The organism is Azospirillum sp. CT11-132, assembly GCF_047302835.1.
Lineage (GTDB): Bacteria > Pseudomonadota > Alphaproteobacteria > Azospirillales > Azospirillaceae > Azospirillum.
The window spans coordinates 1-20,390 of sequence record NZ_JBGLZA010000004.1 but is presented as its reverse complement, the minus strand read 5'-3'; the positions used below and the strand labels follow the sequence as shown (position 1 = coordinate 20,390).

The window sequence follows — 20,390 nt, the reverse complement described above, 5'->3', positions numbered from 1 at the left end:
GGTCACGCCGGGATCTCGGACGGTCACGCCGGGATCGACACCATGACGGTGGTGCCGGGGCCGGACCTGACGGTCACGCCGCCCTCGATCTGCTTGGCCAGCAACTCCATCAGGGTGAGGCCGAGCGAGCCGGTCCGCCGTTCGTCGGGCATGCCGACGCCGTTGTCACCGATGGTCATGCACAGAAGGCTGCGCGAGCTGTGGCGGAACGAGACGGCGATGCGGCCGGGGCGTCCATCGGGGAAGGCGTATTTCAGCGCATTGATCATCGCTTCGTTGGCGATGAGGGCCAGCGGGATGGCCTGGTCCGGCTTCAGAAAGGCCTCGTCGGCGTCGACGTCCAGCACGATGTTCGGGCTGGGTGCGGCCCCGAAGGACGCCAGCAGGTCACGGCACAGCATCCCCAGATACCCGCCGAACTCGATCTCCTGCAGCCCCTGCGCCCGGTAGAGCTTCTCGTGGATCTCGGCCATGCGGTCCAGCCGCTCTACCGCGCTGCGCAGCGCCTCCTGCACGGCCGTTTCCTGGCTCTGAGCGATGCTCAGCTGGATGCGCAGAAAGGACGAGCCCATCTGCAAGGTGTTCTTGACGCGGTGGTTCACCTCCCGCATCAGGTCGTCCTTGTCGCGCAGAAGCAAATCCTTGTCGTGCAGTGTGTTGCGCAGCACCCGTTCCACTTCGATGCGGCGCTCGACTTCATTGGCGAGCTGGCGGTTGAGTTGGTCCAGCCGCTCGGTCCGAGACGAGACACGGCGGTCGAGTTCCTCGTTGAGCTGCCACAATTGGTCTTCCGCCGCCTTGCGCTCGGTGATGTCGACAAAGGAGGCGAAGTGGTAACGGATGCGCCCCTCCTCGAAGACGGGGGCGACATGCTGGAGCACCCACAGGAGCTTTCCGTCCTTCCGGTAAAGCTGCACCCCGCGCACGATGGCCTCCCCGGCACGCACGGTCAGATCGATGGCGCGCGCCACCTCCGGGTCTGTGTCGGCGCCGGACAGGAGGTGATAGCTCCTGCCCAGCACCTCCTCGCGCGCGTAGCCGCTCAGCTTGATGAACGCGGCGTTGACGAAGACGACCGGCACATCCGGCAGGGTCGGATCGGCGATCAGCATCGGCATCAAAGTCGATTCCGCGGCCACCACAAAGGGACCGCCACGCGCCGCCTCCGCATTGACCATCTTCTCTGCGTCCTTCTGGTCGCGGGGATCACCGGGCATGCAAAGCTCCCTGCGTTCGGTCATTTCTTTAAAAAAGATACAGGTGCGGATCACAGGCTCATTATACGCAAAAGTGGCGCCGACACATCGCCGGATGCCCGATCGAACAAAGCAAACATATTAATTGCCCAGAAAAAATAACTTCCTCGAAATCACGAATTTGAAAAATACCGATCACATGTATTCAAATACCCTCTCCTTTTAACTTACGATTTATAGTGAATTCCTCATAATTATATTTTTGTGCCGATTGAATTTTTGCAGCGCAGCATAATATTTGCCTAAGTCATTCAGGTCGAGCCCGGCGCTCCCTGCCAGCACCCGACCACCATCCCGAACAGTCATGGAGACGATATGGACGACGGCACGCACCCGACTCCCGCCACCCGCCCCACCATTCACAGCGCCAGCGACGAGGCCGCGGCAAGTGCCGAGGCATCCAAGCGGCCCAACATCCGCCCCAGCATCCGCAGCGCCAGTGAAGAGCAGGCGCCGAAAGCCGGCGCGGCGGCAGCGCAGGCCTCCCGCGGTCTTGGCCAGCAGCCGAGGCCCTGGCCGCCGACTCTGTCCGGCAGCGGCAGTATGGGTGGTCTTCCGGATGCCGGACAGACGACGGAATCCGACAATGCTCCGGCAGCGGGATATGGGGGGGTCTTCTCGGAGACCGTCACCTTCATGAACCAGGCGGTCGACCGCCAGAACGAGATGATGAGCAGCATGCTCCGGGCCCGTGGCCCGCAGGACGTCATGATGGCGGGCAGCCGCTATCTGCTCGGCGGCTGGCTGGCCTTCTTCGAGGCCAATGCCCGCATCTCTCAGGCTGCATCCCGCTTTTCGGAAGACGCCAAGTACAACCCGACACGGCCCGGCCTCTGACCCCGCTGGAATCCAACCGCCTCTTTCCAGCTTCCCGGTCCCGCGGAACCGCGGAACCAGAACCGCAGGGGGACCTCCGTTGACCAGTTCGGAAAACGGGCCGCAGACGCTTCTCGCCGTCGAAGAGCGGGTGAGCGTGCGCAAACATACCGAGGTGACCGGGACCGTCCGCGCCCACACCCTCAGCCACGAACACGAGTCGCCTGTCGAAGCCGACCTGTCGGTGGAGACGCTGGAGGTCGAGCGGATCCCCATCGGACGCTTCGTCGACGGCCCGATCCCCGACCGCCGGGACGGCGACACCACCGTCATCTCGGTGATCGAGGAGGTGGCGGTCGTGGAGGTCCGCCTGAAGCTGGTGGAAGAGGTCCGGATCACCCGCCGCACCACGAGCCGCAAGATGACCGACCACGTCACGGTGCGCCGTCAGGAGGTGGTCATCGACCAGGACCCGTCTGTGGACGCCCCCGTGACCTGAGCGGCCCGACTTACCTCAAGAAACTGAAATACTTTAAATCCTACTGGAGAATATCATGAGCACGATCATCGTTGGACTTTACAAGGAAAGCGGTTCCGCCAAGAAGGCCTTCCAGGCCTTGGTCGCGGCGGGCTGCCAGGAAGCGGACATCGAGACCTTCGGCGGCGCCGACAGCGCCGACAAGGCCGCCCAGGGTCTGCTGGGACACGGCTTCGACAAGGAACTGGCCGAGCAGTATGGTGCAGCCATCCGGGAGGGCCACACCCTGGTGGCGGCCGACATCGCCGACCAGGACGCCGACGCGGCGGAAGCCATCCTCGATGAAAACGGGTCCATTGACCTGCCCGAGCCCCCGGCGGTGAAGAAGGCGGGCAACGGCGGCAGCGTCGAGCAGGAAACCCTCCAGTCGGTGAGGGAGAAGGTCGAGATCGGCAAGCGCCGGGTCGCCAAGGGCGGGGTGAAGGCCACGTCGGAGGTCACCGAGACGCCGGTCCGGGAAACCGTGACGCTGCGCGACGAGGCGGTGGACGTGGAGCATCGCACGGTCGACCGGCCCCTGAGCGCCGGCGAGGAGAAGGCCGCCTTCGGCGAGAAGACCATCGAGCTGACGGCGACCTCCGAAAAGCCGGAGATCACCAAGGAGGCCCGCGTCGTCGAAGAGGTCGTGCTGTCCAAGACGGCGTCTGAACAGGAAAAGACCGTGGAGGCCGTCGCCCGCCGCACAGACGTCAAGGTGGAGCCGGTCGGCGGCAAGGCGGGCAACAAGCGCTGATTTGAAAAGCGCATGAAGACTGCGGACCTGAACCGCACATGAGGACGACAAGACAGCCTTCGCCTCGGCCGCAACCATCTCGGTTGCGGCCGAGGCGAAGGCTGATCTGCCGAATGCCTCCAGAGGAACGCCGGCTCTTGCAAGTTCTGGAAAGATGCCGGACGACGGGGACGGTGCGATCCGCTCTTGCAGGTTGCCAGGTCTCCAAGAGCTATCTTTAATATCAATTGAAAAGTCTTTGTTCAATCACCAGATAATTTCTTCTGAGGCCACTCCAGGCTCTCTTCTTCATGCTGATGGTTCCAGGTCTGAAGCTCTTCCTGGCGTGACTCGATCCAGACGGCATGATCGCCGCCGTCTTTGCCGACAGACCGGCCCAGATCGGAGAGCACCCATGGATGCCAGGACAAGGCTCGCCTTCTTCATCTTGAAAACGCATTCCGGCTGGATCGTCCGGGCGGACGGCTTCGTCTATCCGCCCTGCACAACCCAAGCCGATGCGTTCGCCAAAGCCGTTCGCGAAGCCAGAGCAGCGGAACGCCTCGGCTTCGCCAGCCTCGTGCTGGCACAATCGGCGGCGGGGGAACCCTGTTCTGTCCGCTGGTCCTGTGCCGGCGCCGCCGGAGTTCCAAGGGCAGACACCGAAACTCCGCAATCGGCAATTCCGCCCATGCCGGGCATCCCGCTGTTCGCACACCGACCGGAGGAACGCCCATGACCACCCTGTTCCACTCCATCGACGGGCGATACCCCCAAGGCGCCGACGTGCTGCGTGAACAGCTGCGCTGGGGGGACGCCGAACGCCGTTGGCATCCGGCACCCCACAACGATCCATCCGGCCGGCTGCCCCCTGGCTACCCACCGCCGGGCCACGCCTGCCTGCTGCAGGGCGCCCTACTGACCCGTCTCACCACGGCCTGTGCCGCGGTCGGCGCGACCGCCACGAAGAAAGAGTGACCCCATGAGCCTTTCGGCCCATTACATCGTGTCATGCCAAGCGGATGGCTGGTTCATCATGCTTGAAGGGGAGCGCTACGGCCCCTTTCTCGACGGTCAGGTCGGCGCCCTCATCGCCGCGGTGCAGGCCGCCAACCATGCCGGAAAGGATGGGCACGACGCCCGTGTGCTGCTGCACACGAAGGACGGAGGCGTCTCCACCGCCTGGATCTTCGGCACCGACAGCTACCCGTCACCCTGGGTGGAGGAACTGCATCGGATCGCCTTGCTGCCGCGCCGGGAGCGTGTCCGCGCGTCTGTCCCTCCGGGTCCCTCGATGACGCTGGATGTTGCGGTCGCCGGTCAGGCGTGACCGGACGGCGATGCCCACAGGCGGAGGGGGTGGGGAATCAGGTGGCCACCTCATCCATCCAGACCTGGAACGCCGTCAGCGTGTTGGGGCCGAAGGTGTGGGTGAGCGGCACGTCGGCCGCGTCGCGCCCCTGCGCGATCAGGATGCGCCCGATCCGGGGGGCATTGTTCCGCGGGTCGAAGACATGCCAGCGGCCGCCCAGATACACCTCCATCCAGGCCGCGAAATCCATCGGCGCATAAGGCGGCGGCAGACCGATGTCGCTGATGTAGCCGGTGCAGTAACGCGCGGGAATGTTCATCGCGCGGCAGAAGGCGATGGCGAGATGGGCGTAGTCGCGGCAGACCCCGCGCTTCTCGGCATAGGTCTGGGCGGCAGTCCTCGTCGGACGCGAATGCTCGTAGCCGAAGGTCACATGGCTGTGGACGAAGTCGCAGATCGCCTGAACCCGTGCCCAGCCCGGCGCGGTGCCCGAGAACAGCCGCCAAGCCTCATCCGACAGGACATCGGTCTCGCAATAGCGGCTGCCCAGCAGGAACAGCAGGGTGTCGGCCGGCAATTCATCGACACGGTGCTGCACGGCGCCGGGCTCGGCCGGATCCGGCACTCCACTGTCGCGGATGATGCTGTCGGCTCCGATGGTGACCGGGCCGGCGGGCGCCACCAGCCGGCTGCACCAGTTACCGAAACTGTCGCGGTAGCCCTGGATCGGCACCGGGACGCTGGTGACGATATGGTCGGGACGCTCCAGGTCGCCGACCCGCGTGTAATGCACGTTCAGCATCACGATCATCGGCGTGGGGGCGGGAAAGCTGAAGTTCAATTGATAACCCAAGCGTATGCGCATGATGGCCTTCCGATGAAAAGACGTGCCGGTGACATACCGGTGCGTGTCGGCGCCGACCGGTGGCAGCAGGGCGCCGGTGCAGAAACCCAGCTTTATAAGGGCGGACGTCCGGCCCCAGTCCCGGGATCGAAGGTTGACGCTGGGAGGTGACGGTTTCGCAACCTGAGCGACCGACCGTCATGGTATCGAGTACAAGAGCGCGTTGAACCACCGTTTGCCTTCCGGCTGTCAAGACAGAACTGGTCTGCATCGTCGCGCCCGGCACATTCAAGGCCCTTTGATTCAAGGCCCTTTGACCGTGCTTGGTGATGGCTTCCGAAAGGTACGCCTGGGTCATCGCGCGGTTCCTGGTTTTTCATCGATCAGTTGTCGTCTCCCGGCGGGGCAGGAGAGATCTGACGTGATGAACCAATGTGGAAAGACTGTAGGGCTTGCGCAGGACGATCAGCCGTCCCGGCACCTCCTGCGGAATATATTCGCTGTAGCCGGTCATGATGATGACCGGCAACTCGGCATTCCGACGCCGGATCATCCGGATCAGAGCCTCGCCGCCCATGACAGGCATCCGCATGTCGGTCAACAGAATGGCAGCAGGATCCTTTTCGTCAACCTCCAGCGCCTGCACCCCATTTTGAGTGAGGGTGACCCGGTAGCCTTCAGCCTCGAGGAACTCTGCCAACGCTGTCGCCGTAAGATTTTCATCTTCGGCGATGAGAAGGTGAGGATGATTGAGCATGCTTCGATACCAACACATCCGGAATGATTTGGACAGCCATCGATGCTCATGCGCCGCTCTCAGAGCGGAAACCTGCATGGTTCTTTTGCTCCAGGAGCGCTTTATTGCAGCGGCAATGACGACAGCGTTGTCTTAACGCGACCGGTGTGAAGAGATTGTTTCAAACGACCTGCCGTAATATCATCCAACGGCAGGCCGTCACCGCGTCGCAAGACACTCCCTGGCCGCTGGACTGACCACCGCCACGAAGACCGAGGAGTGCGCCGTTCCCGATCCAGGAAATGGCGATGCACCGCAGGGCAGGTTCCCTCCATGCAGCGGCACTTCCATACGCTTCGAAAGACGTATCGCACATGATTTCCATCACCCGGACGGAAATCGCTCCATCATCACTTCGGAACGCTTGAAATATTGACCGTCCCAGATCGGCTTGAACACAATGCCGGAGAAGCCACTCATCTGCCGATTTTCGGTGAAACTCAACGGAGAGTTTCATACGGTCACGGCCTCTATTCATCTCGACGTCCCTACATTCGTGAGATTTGAGATGAATGCTCCATCAGGCAATTCCCCATCCATGGTTGTGGCCATGTGGGGTGACGGGCAATGGAATGTCTTTGAGGGTGATCAAAGTGCCGACCCACGGCACCTGCTGGCCATCACCCTGGCCTTCGGCACAATGACCTTTGGTCCTCCTGGCAGTGATTGGCTGCTTGTTCGGGATCTCCTGATCAACCTCACCCAGTCGGCTGTGGTTCATTACCGCTGACGGGCGCCGGTGGCGATGCCAGGACTGCGCACCCCGAGCATCAGGCTCATAAGCTCGTGGGTCGCCGGTTTGCAATTGAAAGGTTTCTCCAAGGAAAACCCTTCTTATTACAGTGACATAAGAATGAAACCCGATCGACTCAGCCTGACCAGGGCACCTATTTTGACGCCCAAACCTTGCAAAGAAAATTTTCAAAAGAAAGCGACACACCGCCTCCAGCCGCACCCAGTGCTGCCAGGCGGGCAGCAGCGGATGGCCGTCGAGGGTGGCGTCGAGGCGGGCGACCGCCAGGGTGGCGCGCTCGAGGGCGGCGGCGCGGACGGCGGGGTCGGCTTTATCGAGGGCGGAAAACTCGAGCATAGACAATTCTTTCGCAGCGGCTACGGCCTCTCAGATAGAAGTAAAATAGCATTTCACTTCAAGGTGGTGAATTTCCTCTGTGAAGCCAGAAGGCCGCGGGCGCAGGGCGGCGGTCGAGGGCATGACCGTCCTGGAAATCCTTGGCTTTGCCGGCGTCGTCCCGTGCCGTCGGCCGCGGCCGGCCGGGACGCTGCGGCGTTGGCGCCGACGCTGGCGGATTGCGTCCGACAAGCGCGGTTGTCGGTCTTGAAAAACGAGTGTGAGACGCCGTATCCTCTCTCCAAAGGAGAAGCCGCCCCGATGCCGCCAAGCCTGCCCGCCGCCGATGACCGTGTCTTCGACCTCGTCCGCTCCGTCGCCGTCAAAGCCGCCCCCGACGACACGGGTGTGGTGATCAAATCCGATCTCCTCCAGCCCCTCATCCTGCCCGGCGCCCACACGCCCGAGCAGATCGTCGAGATCGAACGCCTCGCCAAGGCCGCCGCCCGCACCGTCGCCGCCCGCTACAGCCGCAACACCGAACGCGCCTACCGCACCGCCTGGGCCGGCTACCAGACCTGGGCAACCAGCCTCGGCCTGCCGCCGCTCGGCGCCGACCCGCGGGTGGTCGGCATGTACCTCGCCAAGGCCTCCGAAACCCGCGCCCTGCCCACCCTCAAGGTCCACCTCTCCGCCATCCTGCTCGCCCACCGCCTTGCCGGCCGCTCGCTCGACGCCAAACACCCGCTGATCGCCGACCAGCTCGCCGGCGTCGCCGCCCTGCAGGCCCGGCGCAAGGTCAAGCAGGCCGCGCCGATCCTGCCGGATCTGCTGCGCCGGCTCGTCGCCGCCCAGCCCGACAGCGCCGCCGGCCGCCGCAACGCCCTCCTGCTGCTGCTCGGCTTCGGCGCCGCCACCCGGCGCAGCGAGCTGGTCGGGCTGGACGTCGGCGATGTGGTGGTGGTGCCGGGGCGTGGGCTCGAGGTGACGATCCGCGGCGGCAAGACCAAGCGCGGCCGCACCGCCGCCATCTGGGCCGCCGACGACCCGGCGGTCTGTCCGGTCGAGGCGCTGCGCCTCTGGCGCGCCGTCTACGCCGTCGAAGACGCCGACGCGCCGCTGTTCGTGTCGGTGGGGAAGGGCGGGGCGTTCGGCGGCCGGCTCTCCGACCGCAGCGTGGACCGGGTGGTGCGCGAGACCAGTCAGGCCATCGGCGAAACCGACGCCGATCTGATCCGCTGGACCCAGGGGCCGGAGGTGGCACAGCGCCTGAGCACCCGCCTGTCCGCCCATTCGCTGCGCAGCGGCTTCGCCACCGCTGCGGCCGAGGACGCGGCGAGCCTGAAGAAGATCATGGAGCAGACCGGGCACCAGAGCAGCGACGTCGCGCTGCGCTACATCCGCCACGCCGACCGCTGGCGCGACAACCCCACCGAGCGCTTGTTCCGCCGCAAGCCAGACGCGGACTGACCGTGAGAAGCTGCAGAACGTGGAGCGATGGACGGCAGGATTTTCCGTTGAAAACACACGTTTGTTCTGATGGGGGGCACGCCATAGGACGGACCCGAATATACGCCGCCATTATCAACCAAAGACAGCTACGGCCGAGCGGATGCTGATCCCTCCGTCCTTGGTCCGCCGGAGTTGGCGCCCGACAGCGTAACGAAAGACGGCTGGAAGCTGGAGAGCTGGGGGAACACGGGACCAGAGGGTTTGGATTACTGTTCGCCCTTTGCGGGTCCGGCGTTGAGCTTGACCTGACACCGTGCGCTGGGACCAGCGGAAGCCGATCTCGCCAAAATATAGTTCGGCGTGGTCGGGGCTGATGTGGTGGAAGACGCCGGCGATCGTGCGCCGGACACGATCGTTGATCTGAGCATGTCGCCTTCAGCGGGCGACATGGCGGCCTGTTCGAACCACAGGTGCTGGCGCAGACGGGCCAAGGCATCGGCGAATGTGGGCGCTGGTTTCGGATACCAGATGGCGCGCCGGGGCGACAGAGCGAGGCGGCCGGCATTCTGATGGACGTACAGCGTGATCAACGAGTAAAGCCCGAACAGCAGTGGGGCGGTGCGGAAGACGGCCAGGTCCGCCCACTGCCGCCGGGTTTCGATGCCGAGATGAGCCCGGCTCTCCTCGTATGTCGTCTCCATCGCCCAGCGGCGGTTGAACCATTCCAGGACGGTGCGTGGTGGCACCGACAGGTCAGTGCACAGAAAGGCTTCCGGATCGCGCCGGCCATCGGGATAGCGCACCATCACCCAGAGGATGGGCACGATCGGCTTGCCCTGGTGGTGCCACAGCGCCGTTCCGGAGGCATAGTCGATCCAGCCGCCGGGGCGCCACCGGGTTCGGCTTGGTTGAGCCGCCCGGTGCCAGACGGTAACCTTGTCGGTCAGACGGGCCCGCAAGCTAGGTTGGCGGGCGCCTTTCATTATCTGCCGCAAGGTCAAGGGCGGGTCTGGTGGCGGATCGAACAGGCGGGCATCCAGGCGCAGCCGGGTGATCGCGACCATGTGTGGGCTGACGGCGTCGAGTAGCGTCAGCACGGCGAATTCGCCATCCATGACGGCGACCAGCAGGCGATCCGGCAGCCAGCGGTGCAGGCGCAGCAGGATGGCCCGGGCCCAGGTGGTGGTCGGCCGGTAATGCCGGCCCTGCGCCTCACACCAGGCGCGGCTCGGCACCAGCGCGCTCAGTACCGGCAGTCCCCAGATACGGCCGGCGAACGGAACCTCGACCAGCAGCATGGCGGTCATCCAGCGCAATCCGCGGCTGGTGACCGTCTGCTCCGTCGAGGACCGGACGGAGTCGAAGCAATGGCCGGCTGGGCGAACGTGAGGTCCCCGACGCCTTTCAAGGGTGTGATCGATACCGATGACGATCGGGCCGTCCGGGACGAAGGCGCTGACCAGGGCGTTCAGCAGGGTGCGCGCGAGCTTCAGCCCCGACCAGCGGTTGCGGTTGAGCACGCGGTGAAAGGCGGCGAAGCCTGGTTCGCCGGCCAGACCGAGGGTGCGCAGCAGGTTGGCGACGGTGCGGGGACCAACCGCCAGCACCGCTCCGACTGCGAGCGCCGCAGCCGTGGAGCGGATGCGCCCCGAGAAGGTATCCAGATAGGGCCACAACCAAGCGACGAAGGTTTGGGGAAGGGAGACAGGGGGATGTGCCATGGGGCACCTGTGGTGTGGTCAGACGGTGACCAGCCAACAGCCTTTCGCCGACGGTATTGCGACGCCCGCGCATGACAGGACAAGCATTCCAAAATGCGGAAAGTCGAATGGGCGCTATGGCCCCTCTCTGACGAGAAGTCCGTCCTGAATGTCCAGAGTCGGGATGCCGGTTGTGCTGGAGGCGCGCCGGGCAAGTTCCGCCAGAAACTGGCCTTTATTGGCGGCGCCAAGGAAGGCAACACTCCTATCAGAGGGAAACAACGTGAAGAGGTCCATCTCGACACCTTGGTTGTTTGCTTGCGACGCAGGTCGGTTTCAGTTCGGCGGGCGCAGCCGGTAGCCGACCCCCGTCTCGGTCAGGATGTGGTGGGGCCGTTCCGGATCGGGTTCGATCTTCTGCCGCAGTTGACGGACGTAGATTCGCAGATACTGGATGTCGGTTTCACCGCCCCACACCTCCTTGAGGATGAAGCGGTGGGTCAGCACCTTGCCGGCATGTGCCACCAGGATCCGAAGCAGATCATACTCGCGCGGCGACAGCTTCACCTCTTCTCCACGCACGGTGACGACGCGGCGGACCAGATCGACGGTCAGGTCGCCGCTGCGGAACAGCGGCCGCTCCCCCTGCTGCTGCAGCTTGTGGCGCATGGCCGTGCGGATGCGGGCCAGCAGTTCCTCGACCCCGAAGGGTTTGGTCACATAGTCGTCGGCCCCAAGATCGAGCGCTTCGACCTTGCCGGCCTCGTCCACCCGGCTGGACAGCACGATGATCGGCAGGGACACGCCGCTGCCGCGCAGGCGCCGGATGACCTCCAGCCCATCGATGCCCGGCAATCCGAGATCGAGGACCAGAAGATCGGGAGAGCGCCGGCGCACCTCCTCCAGGGCCTTGCTCCCGTCTTCCGCCTCGATGATGTCATATCCCTGGGCAGCCAGACTGGTGCGCAGAAAGCGACGGATGGGCGGTTCGTCATCAACGACGAGCACGCGCAACGGAATGGAGTCCGATTTCATGCGGCTGCTTCCTCTTCGTATCCGGACATTTCGGCGGCCTTGGGGAGGGTCAGGGTGAAGACAGCGCCACTCCGGTCGCGACGGTTGCCGGCCGTGACCGACCCTCCCATCGCCTCGACAAAGCCCCGGCAGATCGCCAGCCCCAGCCCGGTGCCGGCGCGTTGCCGGTCCTGGGCGTGGACACGATAGAACTTGTCGAAGATCCGCTCCACGTCCTCCGGTGGAATGCCGCCGCCCTCATCCAGCACCTCGATGCGGACAAGATCGCCGCCCTGCCGTCCCCGAACCGTGATCAGCGATCCGGCCGGCGCATATTTGCCGGCATTGTCCAGCAGATTGAACAGCGCCTGCTCGATCAGCACCGCATCGATGTCCACCATCGGCAGGCCGGCGGGAAGATCGACCTCCACCCGATGGCCTGCGAGAATCCGGGACACCCGCTCCAACGCACTACCGACCACCTCCGACAGGTCGACCGCCCCGGTGCGCGGTCGGATGGCCCCCGATTCCAACCGCGTCATATCCAGCAGGTTGGCGATGAAGCGGTTGAGACGTTCCGCCTCCTCCTGGATCGTCGCGGCCAGGTCGCGCCGGCCATCCTCGTCCATCTTCGGTCCATAGCTGACGAGGCTGGTCGCCGAGCCGAGGATTGAAGCCAGCGGCGTGCGCAGGTCGTGCGAGATCGAGGTGAGCAGGGCCGAGCGCAAGCGCTCGGTTTCAGCCGCCAGCTTGGTCCGGTCGACATCCTCGGCCAGCGTCACCCGCTCGATCGCCAGGGCCGCCTGATCGATCAGGGCGTCGAGAAGCCGCCGTTGGTCGGGTGTCAGGAAGCCACTCGCCCGTCCCTTCCCACCGCCGGTATCGATACCGACCACCCCGACGACGCCCCGCCCGGTGCGCATTGGCAGGAACAGCCACTTGGCGCCGGGCAGTGTATCGGCCCCCTTGCCGGTGGGCCGGTTGTTCTCCCAGGCCCAGACCGCGGCGGCCAGATCGGCATCCTCAATGACATCCTCCGGTGGGTAGCCGGCCCGAACCGCAACGCTACCTGCCTCGGGCAGCAGCAGCACCACATGGACCTTCAGCATGGCGGCGATCTGATAGGCGGTGGCCCACAGCAGGTCGTCCATGGTCACCACGCCGGCCAGCTTGCGGCTGAATTGGTAGAGGTCTTCCGTCGTCTTGGCGCGCAACCTTGCGGTCACCGCCTGGGCGCGGACGCGGGCGGTCAGGTTGCTGGCGATCACCGAGACGACAGCAAAGACCAGCAATGCCACGATGTTTTCCGGATCGGAAATCGTGAAGGTGTAAAGCGGCGGCAGGAAGAAGTAGTTGAAGGCCAGAACGCTGATCACGCTGGCATAGAGCGACGGCGCCAGCCCGCCGGTGACGGCGCTCGCCAGCACGGCGGTCAGGAAGACCAGCGCCAGGTTGTTGAGGGCCAGCACCCGATGCAGCACATGCCCGGCGCCCAGCGCCGCCGCGACATAGCCCGTGCTCGCGACATAAGGCCACCAGGCAAAGGCCCGTTGCCGGGCCGCTTCGGTCCTGACCGTCTTGGCGGGAACCGGGGCACTGGAGTTGGCGGCGATGACATGCACGCTGATGTCGCCGGCCCGACGGATCAAACTGTGCGCCACGGAGCCGTGCAGCAGCTCGGACCAGCGCGAACGCCTGGATTTGGCGATGACGATGTGCGTAACGTTGTTGGCCCGTGCGTAGTCGACCACGGTGTCGGCGACATCGCTGCCGGGCACAGTGACCGCTTCGCCGCCCAGCCTCTCCACCAGACGCAGCGTGTCGGCGATGCGGTCGCGCTCGGCCTCGCTCAGGCGCAGCGCCCGGCTCGTTTCGACATGGATGGCGCTCCAGCGGGCGCGCAGCCTCTCGGCTTGGCGCCGTGCGTAGCGCACCAGGCCGGCGCCGCTGGCGTCCTCGTTGATGCAGACCAGCAGGCGCTCACCGGCCGCCCAGGGCCCGGAGATCGCGTGCGCCTGCATGTGCGTCAGCAGCTGCTCATCGACGCGGTCGGCGGTGCGCCGCAGCGCCAGCTCACGGAGCGCGGTCAGGTTGCCGGGAGAGAAATAATGCCGAATCGCACGCTCGGCGGTGCGCGGGACATAGACCTTTCCTTGCTGGAGGCGCTGGATCAGGTCGTCGGGCGCGATGTCGATGACCTCAATGTCGTCGGCCCGGTCGAGGATGGAATCCGGCACCGTCTCGCGGACCCGGACGCGGGTGATCTTGGCGACGACGTCGTTCAGGCTTTCGACATGCTGGATGTTCAGGGTGGTGTAGACGTCGATGCCGGCGGCCAGTAACTCCTCGACGTCGAGATAGCGTTTGGGGTGGCGGCCGCCGGGGGCGTTGGTGTGGGCCAACTCGTCGACCAGCACGATCTTCGGGCGGCGGGCGAGGATGGCGTCCAGGTCCATTTCGGCCAGGGCATGACCCTTGTGCTCGATCTTGCGGCGCGGAACGACCTCCAGTCCGGCCACCAGCGCCTCGGTCTCGCGCCGGCCGTGGGTCTCCACCACCCCGACGATGATGTCGACGCCATCGCGGCGCTTGGCCTGGGCGGTCTGCAGCATCTCGAAGGTCTTTCCGACGCCGGGGGCCGCGCCGAGAAAGATTTTGAGCCGTCCCTGCGCCTCCTTCGCCGCCTGGCGCAGCAGCGCGTCGGGAGAGGGCCGTCCGGTGCGATCGCCATGGTTGCGGTCGGCTTGTTCGTCGCTCATGGCATCGTCCTCTTCCACTCACCGGTTGCGGCTTTTTCCATCGGCATTTCTAACCGATAGCCGATTCCCGGCTCCGTCATAATGTGATGTGGCCGCTGCGGATCGACTTCGATCTTCCGGCGCAGGGCGCGGATGGCGACACGCAGATAGGAAAGCCGGTCAATACGCTCTGCTCCCCAGACTGTATCCAGAAGTTGCCGGTGGCTCACGGTAGCCCCATCGGCCTGAACCAGTCGGCGCAGCACCGCGAATTCGATCTTCGACAAACGGACCATCCGCCCTTGCGCCCGGATTACCCGATCCAAGAGATCGATCTCCAGATCAGCGGAGCGGACAGCGACCGCCTCGCCTTGGCCTGCCGCTGTCCGCCGCAGGATGATGCGTATGCGGGCCAGCAGTTCGCGCAAAGCGAAAGGCTTGCGGACGACGTCGTCCGCTCCATGCTCCAGCGCTCGGGCGGCGAGCTCTCCGTCGGTGGCGGCCGACAGGCCGATGACCGGCAAGAGTGAGAGGCGGCGTATTGCATCGATCAGGGTGAGGCTCTCCGTCTCCCGAGCATCGAGGTCGAGAAGCAGAAGGGACGGCGGTGCTTGGACCACCGTGCGCAACACCGAGCCGCCATCGGCGGTGGACGTGACGGCATAGCCCGCGGCGACCAGACTCCGTCTGAGATGGAGTCTGATACCGGGATCGCCATCGACCACCAGGATATGGGGATCGGTGTCGCGCATGCGGTCATCCACCCTCCTACCGGCCCGCCGTGGCCTTGCCGGCCGCCTGATCCAAGGCGAGGTTTAGGGCCAGGACGTTGACGGTCGATTCACCGAGGAAACCCAGCGGGCGCGGGGCAACAGTATCGGCGACCAGCTTGCGCACGGCATCTTCTGAAAGGCCGCGCGCCTTAGCGACGCGCGGCACCTGGAAGTCGGCGGCGGCCGGCGACAGGTCGGGGTCGAGGCCGCTGCCCGAGGTGGTCACCAGCTCCACCGGGACCGGGGTGCCAGGGTTCTCCGCCTTCAGCCTTTCGGCGGCGGCCTGCACACGGTCGATCAGCGCCTTGCTCGTCGGGCCGAGGTTGGAGCCGCTGGAGCTTGCGGCGTTGTAGGGTGCCGCGGCCGATTTGGACAGGTCCGCCGGGTCGGGCCCGGTGGTCGCCGACGGGCGGGGATGGAAGTAGCGGTCGGCGGCGAAATTCTGACCGATCAGCTCGGAGCCGATCACAGTGCCGTTCCGCTCGATCAGGCTGCCGTTGGCCTGACGCGGGAAGAGGCTTTGTGCGATGCCGGTGACGGCCAGCGGATAGGCGAGCCCGGTGATGACGGTCAGTGCGGCGGTCATCACCAGGGCGGGACGCAGTTCCTTCAGCATGGGAGGTTCCTCAAATCAGGCCGAGGGCGGTGACGATCAGGTCGATCGCCTTGATGCCGACGAAGGGCACCACCAGCCCGCCCAGGCCGTAGATCAGCAGGTTGCGGCGCAGCAACGACGCCGCCCCCACCGCGCGGTAGCGTACGCCGCGCAGCGCCAGCGGGATCAGCGCCACGATGATCAGCGCGTTGAAGATGATCGCCGACAGGATGGCGCTTTCCGGGCTGTGCAGCCCCATCACGTTCAGCGACTGGAGCTGCGGGTAGAAGGCAAGGAACATCGCCGGGATGATGGCGAAATACTTCGCCACGTCGTTGGCGATGGAGAAGGTGGTCAAGGCGCCGCGGGTCATCAGCAGCTGTTTGCCGATCTCGACGATCTCGATCAGCTTGGTCGGGTCGCTGTCGAGATCGACCATGTTGCCGGCCTCGCGCGCCGCCACCGTACCGGTGTTCATCGCCACGCCGACGTCGGCCTGGGCCAGTGCCGGCGCGTCGTTGGTGCCGTCGCCGCACATGGCGACCAGCTTGCCCTTCGCCTGCTCGTCGCGGATCAGCTGCAACTTGGCTTCCGGCGTCGCCTGGGAGAGGAAATCATCCACCCCGGCCTCGGCGGCGATGGCGGCGGCGGTCATCGGGTTGTCGCCGGTGATCATCACCGTGCGGATGCCCATCTGGCGCAGTGCGGCGAAACGTTCGCGGATCCCGCCTTTGACGATGTCCTTCAGGTGGATGACGCCGAGCAGCCGGCCATCACGCGCCACCGCCAGCGGCGTGCCGCCGGCCTTCGCCACCCGTTCGGATATCGCGAGGATATCGCGTTCCGTCGCACTGGCGGCCGGATGCAGGGCGGTCACGCCGCGCCCGCCGGCCACGGCGACGCGCTGCGCCCCGTTGATGTGGGCCAGCACCGCGTCCACCGCGCCCTTGCGGATCACCGTGCCGCCGGTGTCGATGCCACTGATGCGGGTCTGGGCGGTGAAGGGAACGAAGTGGGCGTGCATCTCCTCCATCCTGCGGGCGCGGATGCCGTACTCCTCCTTGGCGAGCACGACGATGGAGCGGCCTTCCGGCGTCTCGTCGGCCAGCGAGGCGAGCTGGGCGGCGTCGGCCAGTTCCTCCTCGCCGACGCCGGCGACCGGCAGGAACTCTGCTGCTTGGCGATTGCCCAGCGTGATGGTGCCGGTCTTGTCGAGCAGCAGCGTGTCGACGTCGCCCGCCGCCTCCACCGCCCGGCCGGACATGGCGAGCACGTTGAAGCGGACCAGACGGTCCATGCCGGCGATGCCGATGGCGGACAGCAGCGCACCGATGGTGGTGGGGATCAGCGTCACGAACAGCGCCACCAGCACCAGCACGCCCACCGAGCCGCCGGCATAGGCGGCGAAGCTGGGAATCGTCGCCACCGCGATGACGAAGACGATGGTCAGCCCGGCCAGCAGGATGTTCAGCGCGATCTCGTTGGGGGTCTTCTGGCGCTGGGCGCCCTCCACCAGCGAGATCATGCGGTCGAGGAAGGTCGAGCCGGGGGCGGCGGTGATCCGCACCTTGATGTGGTCGGAGAGCACCTGGGTGCCGCCGGTGACGGCCGACCGGTCGCCACCGCTCTCACGGATCACGGGAGCGGATTCGCCGGTGATGGCGGCCTCGTTGACCGAGGCGACGCCCTCCACCACCTCGCCGTCGGACGGGATGATGTCGCCCGCCTCCACCAGCACCAGATCGCCTGGTTTCAGCGCGGTGGCGGGCACCGTGCGGACGGTGCCGTTCTCCAGCTTCTTGGCGCTGGTCTCCGTGCGCGTTTTGCGCAGGCTGGCGGCCTGGGCCTTGCCGCGCCCCTCCGCCACCGCCTCGGCGAAGTTGGCGAAGATCAGCGTGAACCACAGCCAGACGACGATCTGCACCGCGAAACCGGAGACCCCGGCCCCCGTGACCGCGTCGCGCAGGACCAGCAGGGTGGTGAGCGCCGCCACCACCTCGACACAGAACATCACCGGGTTGCGGATCATCTGGCGCGGGTCGAGCTTGGCGAGCGAACCGCTGATGGCCGGCACCAGGATGGCGGGATCCAGCAGGGTGCTCGCCGAAGGCCGGCCGGACCGTTTGCTTTTGGCATGCATGGGAGCGTTCCGGATCAGAAGAGGGTGCCGGCGCTCATCGCCAGATGCTCGACCACCGGGCCGAGGGCGAGAGCCGGGAAGAAGGTGAGGCCGCCGACGATCAGGATGACGCCGACCAGAAGCCCGACGAACAGCCCGTCATGGGTGGGAAAGGTGCCGGCCGAGACGGGCGCCCGACGCTTGGCCGCCAGCGATCCGGCGATCGCCATCATCGGCACGATGACCAGGAAGCGGCCGACCAGCATGGCGATGGCGATGGTGACGTTGTACCAGGGCGTGTTGCCGGTCAGGCCGCCGAACGCGCTGCCGTTGTTGGCGGCACCCGAGACATAGGCGTAGAGGGCTTCGGAGAAGCCGTGCGGCCCAGCATTGGCCATCGACGCGGTGCCGGTGTCGAGCACGACGGCGGCGGCGGTGAAGCCCAGCATCATCAGCGGCAGGCAGAGGATGGCGAGCATGGTCATCTTGACCTCCGTCGCCTCCAGCTTCTTGCCGAGATATTCCGGCGTGCGGCCGACCATCAGCCCGGCGACGAACAGTGCGACGATGGCGAAAAGCAGCATGCCGTAGAGGCCAGCCCCGACGCCGCCGACGATGATCTCGCCCAGCATCATGTTGATCATCGGCACCATGCCACCCAGCGGCATGAAGCTGTCATGCATGGCGTTCACCGCACCGCAGGAGGCGGCGGTGGTGATGGTGGCGAACAGCGCGGAGGCGGCGACACCGAAGCGGGTCTCCTTGCCCTCCATGTTGCCGGCGGCGCCGTCGATGCCGAAGGCGGCGAAGGCCGGGTTGCCCTGTGCCTCGGCCCAATAGGCGATGGTCACGCCGGCGACGAAGAGCAGGCCCATGGCGGCGAGGATCGCCCAGCCCTGGCGCTCGTCGCCGACCATCCGGCCGAACAGGTTGGTCAGCCCGGCGCCCAGCGCGAAGATCGACAGCATCTGGACGAGGTTGGTCAGCGCGTTGGGGTTCTCGAAGGGATGGGCGGAGTTGGCGTTGAAGAATCCGCCGCCGTTGGTGCCCAGCATCTTGATCGCCTCCTGCGAGGCAACGGGGCCGAGCGAGAGGGTCTGCCTGGCGCCCTCCAGCGTAGTGGCGTCGACGGCGCCCGCCAGCGTCTGCGGCACGCCCTGCCAGACCAGGAACAGTGCATAGACGATGCACAGCGGCAGCAGGACGTAGAGGGTGCAGCGGGTCAGGTCGACCCAGAAATTGCCCACCGTGCGGGCAGAGGCGCGGGCGAAGCCGCGGACCAGCGCCACCGCCAGTGCGATGCCGGTGGCGGCGGAGACGTAGTTGTGGAAGGTCAGACCAGCCATCTGCACCAGATGGCCCATGGTGGTCTCGCCGCCGTAATTCTGCCAGTTGGTGTTGGTGGTGAAGCTGGCGGCGGTGTTGAAGGCGAGGTCGGCCGGCACTGCCGCCATGCCCAGTGGGTTCAGCGGCAGCACGTCCTGCAGCCGCTGCAGGGCATAGAGCAGCAGCATTCCGGCGGCGCTGAACAGCAGCATCGACACGGCATAGGTCACCCAGTGCTGCTCGCTGCGCTCGTCGACGCCGGCCAGCCGGTAGAGGCCGCGCTCGACCGGACCGAGGATGGGGGAGAGCAGCGTACGCTCGCCGGTGAAGACGCGCGTCATGAAGCCGCCCAGGGGCCGCGTCATCGCGACGACCAGGGCAATGAAGACCAGAATCTGGATCCAGCCGTAGACGGTCATGGGATGGTCCTCCTCAGAACCGTTCGGGGCGGATCAGGGCATAGACCAGATAGGCCAGCAGCCCGGCGGTCACGAGGCCTGCCAAGGCGTAGTCGAAGGTCATGGCGCCGCCCCCCTCACAGCCGGTCGCAGGCATGGACATAGGCGACCGAAGCGGCGAAGAAGCCGACGGTGAGCGCCAGGAACAGGATGTCGAGCATGGTTCGGGTCTCCGGAGTTGCCTTCCCTTTGGCCTCGATCATCGCGCCGGCTGGGAACTGGCGGGATAACCTGGGTCAAGCAGGACAGGGCCGGACCTCTCCCGCGCGGTTGTCGGATAGGGGAGGTCCAGCCCTGCAAGGGTGCGCCGGAGCCGCGTATAAATTCGATGGGGGGCGTCGATGCCGGAAAATATACGCACCATATATGGCGCCGGGCTGCCGTCAGCCTCTCGGGCGATGCGCCGACCGGCGGCCCTGGCGCTCGCGTGGCGGCCACGCAATCCTCATGCGGTGGCCGATATAGGCACAAGCCGACAGAAACAGGATCACAGCCAGGACCTAATCGACGATCATGGGACGTTTCCAAATTCCATCTGCCGAGGGCATCGCATCCGCCATGCCCTTGCGTGCCTTCGCCGGGGTCATGCGCCGATCCATACGACCAGCATTTGCAGCGCCAGTGCGATCAGCAGGAAGGCGGCGATGGTGAACGCCGCCTCGCCCAACACTGCGCGCGGAGAGGGAAACACCTCATGAGAGGTGTCGGCCGATGCCTGCGGATCGCGCCCATCCATTTGCGCCGGGGGTAGGGCAGTCCGATCAAGCAGCGCGTGAGGCGATTTTCCTTGCATGACAGCCTCGCTATCCAAAGGGTGGCCATTGGCCGGCATCCTCTTGAGAAGAAGGCTGTCCCGCGTATAAATGCGATGG

Annotated in this window: 21 protein-coding genes and 2 pseudogenes; 7 read left to right on the top strand and 16 right to left on the bottom strand. The window is 65.7% G+C overall.

The window, feature by feature from the left end:
• Positions 1 to 23: 23 nt before the first annotated feature.
• A complete protein-coding gene (locus ACCD06_RS19020; RefSeq protein WP_413342587.1) occupies positions 24 to 1,217 on the bottom strand; it encodes a sensor histidine kinase in 1,194 nt (397 codons plus the stop codon).
• A 354-nt stretch (positions 1,218 to 1,571) separates the two neighbouring features.
• On the opposite strand from ACCD06_RS19020, the gene ACCD06_RS19015 reads away from it, so the two are divergent.
• From ACCD06_RS19015 to ACCD06_RS19005, 3 genes are all read left to right on the top strand, one after another.
• Complete coding sequence (locus ACCD06_RS19015) at positions 1,572 to 2,093, top strand: hypothetical protein (protein ID WP_413342585.1); 522 nt, start codon at positions 1,572 to 1,574, stop codon at positions 2,091 to 2,093.
• Between the two features lie 79 nt (positions 2,094 to 2,172).
• Positions 2,173 to 2,571, top strand: coding sequence for a DUF2382 domain-containing protein (locus ACCD06_RS19010; protein ID WP_413342583.1), 399 nt, complete (start codon positions 2,173 to 2,175; stop codon positions 2,569 to 2,571).
• Between the two features lie 55 nt (positions 2,572 to 2,626).
• Complete coding sequence (locus ACCD06_RS19005) at positions 2,627 to 3,343, top strand: YsnF/AvaK domain-containing protein (RefSeq protein WP_413342581.1); 717 nt, start codon at positions 2,627 to 2,629, stop codon at positions 3,341 to 3,343.
• Between the two features lie 242 nt (positions 3,344 to 3,585).
• On the opposite strand, the gene ACCD06_RS19000 is transcribed toward ACCD06_RS19005, so the two are convergent.
• On the bottom strand, positions 3,586 to 3,735 hold the full coding sequence (locus ACCD06_RS19000; RefSeq protein WP_413342579.1) for a hypothetical protein: 150 nt from the start codon (positions 3,733 to 3,735) through the stop codon (positions 3,586 to 3,588).
• 2 nt (positions 3,736 to 3,737) lie between these two features.
• Between ACCD06_RS19000 and ACCD06_RS18995 the strand changes: the two genes are divergently transcribed.
• From ACCD06_RS18995 to ACCD06_RS18985, 3 genes are read left to right on the top strand one after another with little or no spacing between them, the layout of a single operon-like run.
• Complete coding sequence (locus ACCD06_RS18995) at positions 3,738 to 4,061, top strand: hypothetical protein (RefSeq protein ID WP_413342577.1); 324 nt, start codon at positions 3,738 to 3,740, stop codon at positions 4,059 to 4,061.
• Positions 4,058 to 4,300, top strand: coding sequence for a hypothetical protein (locus ACCD06_RS18990; protein WP_413342575.1), 243 nt, complete (start codon positions 4,058 to 4,060; stop codon positions 4,298 to 4,300). The genes ACCD06_RS18995 and ACCD06_RS18990 overlap by 4 nt, the downstream gene beginning before the upstream one ends.
• Positions 4,301 to 4,304: 4 nt before the next feature.
• Positions 4,305 to 4,652 carry a hypothetical protein gene (locus tag ACCD06_RS18985; RefSeq protein WP_413342573.1) on the top strand — a complete coding sequence of 116 codons (348 nt, stop codon included), beginning with the start codon at positions 4,305 to 4,307 and terminating at the stop codon, positions 4,650 to 4,652.
• A gap of 37 nt (positions 4,653 to 4,689) precedes the next feature.
• On the opposite strand, the gene ACCD06_RS18980 is transcribed toward ACCD06_RS18985, so the two are convergent.
• The 3 genes from ACCD06_RS18980 to ACCD06_RS18970 all read right to left on the bottom strand — a co-directional run bounded on the left by ACCD06_RS18980 (position 4,690) and on the right by ACCD06_RS18970 (position 7,364).
• The gene (locus tag ACCD06_RS18980; protein ID WP_413342571.1) at positions 4,690 to 5,499 is read right to left on the bottom strand and encodes a transglutaminase-like domain-containing protein; all 810 of its coding nucleotides are present in this window, start codon (positions 5,497 to 5,499) and stop codon (positions 4,690 to 4,692) included.
• 355 nt (positions 5,500 to 5,854) lie between these two features.
• Positions 5,855 to 6,313, bottom strand: coding sequence for a response regulator (locus ACCD06_RS18975; protein ID WP_413342569.1), 459 nt, complete (start codon positions 6,311 to 6,313; stop codon positions 5,855 to 5,857).
• Between the two features lie 481 nt (positions 6,314 to 6,794).
• Positions 6,795 to 7,364 (bottom strand): hypothetical protein, encoded by a 570-nt coding sequence (locus ACCD06_RS18970; protein WP_413342567.1) that lies wholly within the window; start codon positions 7,362 to 7,364, stop codon positions 6,795 to 6,797.
• 300 nt (positions 7,365 to 7,664) lie between these two features.
• On the opposite strand from ACCD06_RS18970, the gene ACCD06_RS18965 reads away from it, so the two are divergent.
• On the top strand, positions 7,665 to 8,813 hold the full coding sequence (locus ACCD06_RS18965) for a tyrosine-type recombinase/integrase (RefSeq protein WP_413342565.1): 1,149 nt from the start codon (positions 7,665 to 7,667) through the stop codon (positions 8,811 to 8,813).
• Positions 8,814 to 8,927: 114 nt separating this feature from the next.
• Here ACCD06_RS18965 and ACCD06_RS18960 read toward each other — a convergent pair.
• The 11 genes and pseudogenes from ACCD06_RS18960 to ACCD06_RS18910 form a co-directional block, all read right to left on the bottom strand.
• Positions 8,928 to 9,212: pseudogene (locus ACCD06_RS18960) on the bottom strand (IS1595 family transposase); the annotation flags it as partial.
• Between the two features lie 509 nt (positions 9,213 to 9,721).
• Positions 9,722 to 10,516: pseudogene (locus ACCD06_RS18955) on the bottom strand (transposase); the annotation flags it as partial.
• A gap of 315 nt (positions 10,517 to 10,831) precedes the next feature.
• Complete coding sequence (locus ACCD06_RS18950; protein WP_413342563.1) at positions 10,832 to 11,530, bottom strand: response regulator; 699 nt, start codon at positions 11,528 to 11,530, stop codon at positions 10,832 to 10,834.
• Positions 11,527 to 14,268 (bottom strand): DUF4118 domain-containing protein, encoded by a 2,742-nt coding sequence (locus ACCD06_RS18945; protein ID WP_413342561.1) that lies wholly within the window; start codon positions 14,266 to 14,268, stop codon positions 11,527 to 11,529. The genes ACCD06_RS18950 and ACCD06_RS18945 overlap by 4 nt, the downstream gene beginning before the upstream one ends.
• On the bottom strand, positions 14,265 to 14,999 hold the full coding sequence (locus ACCD06_RS18940) for a winged helix-turn-helix domain-containing protein (protein WP_413342559.1): 735 nt from the start codon (positions 14,997 to 14,999) through the stop codon (positions 14,265 to 14,267). Before ACCD06_RS18940 ends, ACCD06_RS18945 begins: the two co-directional genes overlap by 4 nt.
• 16 nt (positions 15,000 to 15,015) lie before the next feature.
• A complete protein-coding gene (locus tag ACCD06_RS18935; RefSeq protein WP_413342557.1) occupies positions 15,016 to 15,636 on the bottom strand; it encodes a K(+)-transporting ATPase subunit C in 621 nt (206 codons plus the stop codon).
• A 10-nt stretch (positions 15,637 to 15,646) separates the two neighbouring features.
• Entirely contained in the window at positions 15,647 to 17,755 is a 2,109-nt protein-coding gene (gene kdpB, locus ACCD06_RS18930) for a potassium-transporting ATPase subunit KdpB (protein WP_413342555.1), read from the bottom strand.
• Positions 17,756 to 17,769: 14 nt separating this feature from the next.
• Positions 17,770 to 19,479, bottom strand: a complete 1,710-nt coding sequence (kdpA, locus tag ACCD06_RS18925) for a potassium-transporting ATPase subunit KdpA (protein WP_413342553.1) — start codon at positions 19,477 to 19,479, stop codon at positions 17,770 to 17,772.
• A 13-nt stretch (positions 19,480 to 19,492) separates the two neighbouring features.
• Positions 19,493 to 19,582 (bottom strand): K(+)-transporting ATPase subunit F, encoded by a 90-nt coding sequence (locus tag ACCD06_RS18920; protein WP_413342551.1) that lies wholly within the window; start codon positions 19,580 to 19,582, stop codon positions 19,493 to 19,495.
• 13 nt (positions 19,583 to 19,595) lie between these two features.
• The gene (locus ACCD06_RS18915) at positions 19,596 to 19,721 is read right to left on the bottom strand and encodes a hypothetical protein (RefSeq protein WP_413342549.1); all 126 of its coding nucleotides are present in this window, start codon (positions 19,719 to 19,721) and stop codon (positions 19,596 to 19,598) included.
• Positions 19,722 to 20,101: 380 nt separating this feature from the next.
• On the bottom strand, positions 20,102 to 20,390 hold a 289-nt coding region (locus ACCD06_RS18910; protein WP_413342547.1), incomplete at its 5' end, for a hypothetical protein.

Excerpts from the sequence above, each read along its gene's own strand:
- ACCD06_RS18985 (WP_413342573.1), top strand. The coding sequence starts at position 4,305 with ATGAGCCTTTCGGCCCATTACATCGTGTCATGCCAAGCGGATGGCTGG.
- ACCD06_RS19020 (WP_413342587.1), bottom strand. The coding sequence starts at position 1,217 with ATGCCCGGTGATCCCCGCGACCAGAAGGACGCAGAGAAGATGGTCAAT.
- ACCD06_RS18950 (WP_413342563.1), bottom strand. The coding sequence starts at position 11,530 with ATGAAATCGGACTCCATTCCGTTGCGCGTGCTCGTCGTTGATGACGAA.
- ACCD06_RS18975 (WP_413342569.1), bottom strand. The coding sequence starts at position 6,313 with ATGCAGGTTTCCGCTCTGAGAGCGGCGCATGAGCATCGATGGCTGTCC.
- ACCD06_RS18920 (WP_413342551.1), bottom strand. The coding sequence starts at position 19,582 with ATGACCTTCGACTACGCCTTGGCAGGCCTCGTGACCGCCGGGCTGCTG.
- ACCD06_RS19005 (WP_413342581.1), top strand. The coding sequence starts at position 2,627 with ATGAGCACGATCATCGTTGGACTTTACAAGGAAAGCGGTTCCGCCAAG.
- ACCD06_RS19015 (WP_413342585.1), top strand. The coding sequence starts at position 1,572 with ATGGACGACGGCACGCACCCGACTCCCGCCACCCGCCCCACCATTCAC.
- ACCD06_RS18940 (WP_413342559.1), bottom strand. The coding sequence starts at position 14,999 with ATGCGCGACACCGATCCCCATATCCTGGTGGTCGATGGCGATCCCGGT.
- ACCD06_RS18970 (WP_413342567.1), bottom strand. The coding sequence starts at position 7,364 with ATGCTCGAGTTTTCCGCCCTCGATAAAGCCGACCCCGCCGTCCGCGCC.
- kdpA (WP_413342553.1), bottom strand. The coding sequence starts at position 19,479 with ATGACCGTCTACGGCTGGATCCAGATTCTGGTCTTCATTGCCCTGGTC.
- ACCD06_RS18915 (WP_413342549.1), bottom strand. The coding sequence starts at position 19,721 with ATGATCGAGGCCAAAGGGAAGGCAACTCCGGAGACCCGAACCATGCTC.
- ACCD06_RS18980 (WP_413342571.1), bottom strand. The coding sequence starts at position 5,499 with ATGCGCATACGCTTGGGTTATCAATTGAACTTCAGCTTTCCCGCCCCC.
- ACCD06_RS18965 (WP_413342565.1), top strand. The coding sequence starts at position 7,665 with ATGCCGCCAAGCCTGCCCGCCGCCGATGACCGTGTCTTCGACCTCGTC.
- ACCD06_RS18945 (WP_413342561.1), bottom strand. The coding sequence starts at position 14,268 with ATGAGCGACGAACAAGCCGACCGCAACCATGGCGATCGCACCGGACGG.
- ACCD06_RS18935 (WP_413342557.1), bottom strand. The coding sequence starts at position 15,636 with ATGCTGAAGGAACTGCGTCCCGCCCTGGTGATGACCGCCGCACTGACC.
- ACCD06_RS18990 (WP_413342575.1), top strand. The coding sequence starts at position 4,058 with ATGACCACCCTGTTCCACTCCATCGACGGGCGATACCCCCAAGGCGCC.
- ACCD06_RS18995 (WP_413342577.1), top strand. The coding sequence starts at position 3,738 with ATGGATGCCAGGACAAGGCTCGCCTTCTTCATCTTGAAAACGCATTCC.
- kdpB (WP_413342555.1), bottom strand. The coding sequence starts at position 17,755 with ATGCATGCCAAAAGCAAACGGTCCGGCCGGCCTTCGGCGAGCACCCTG.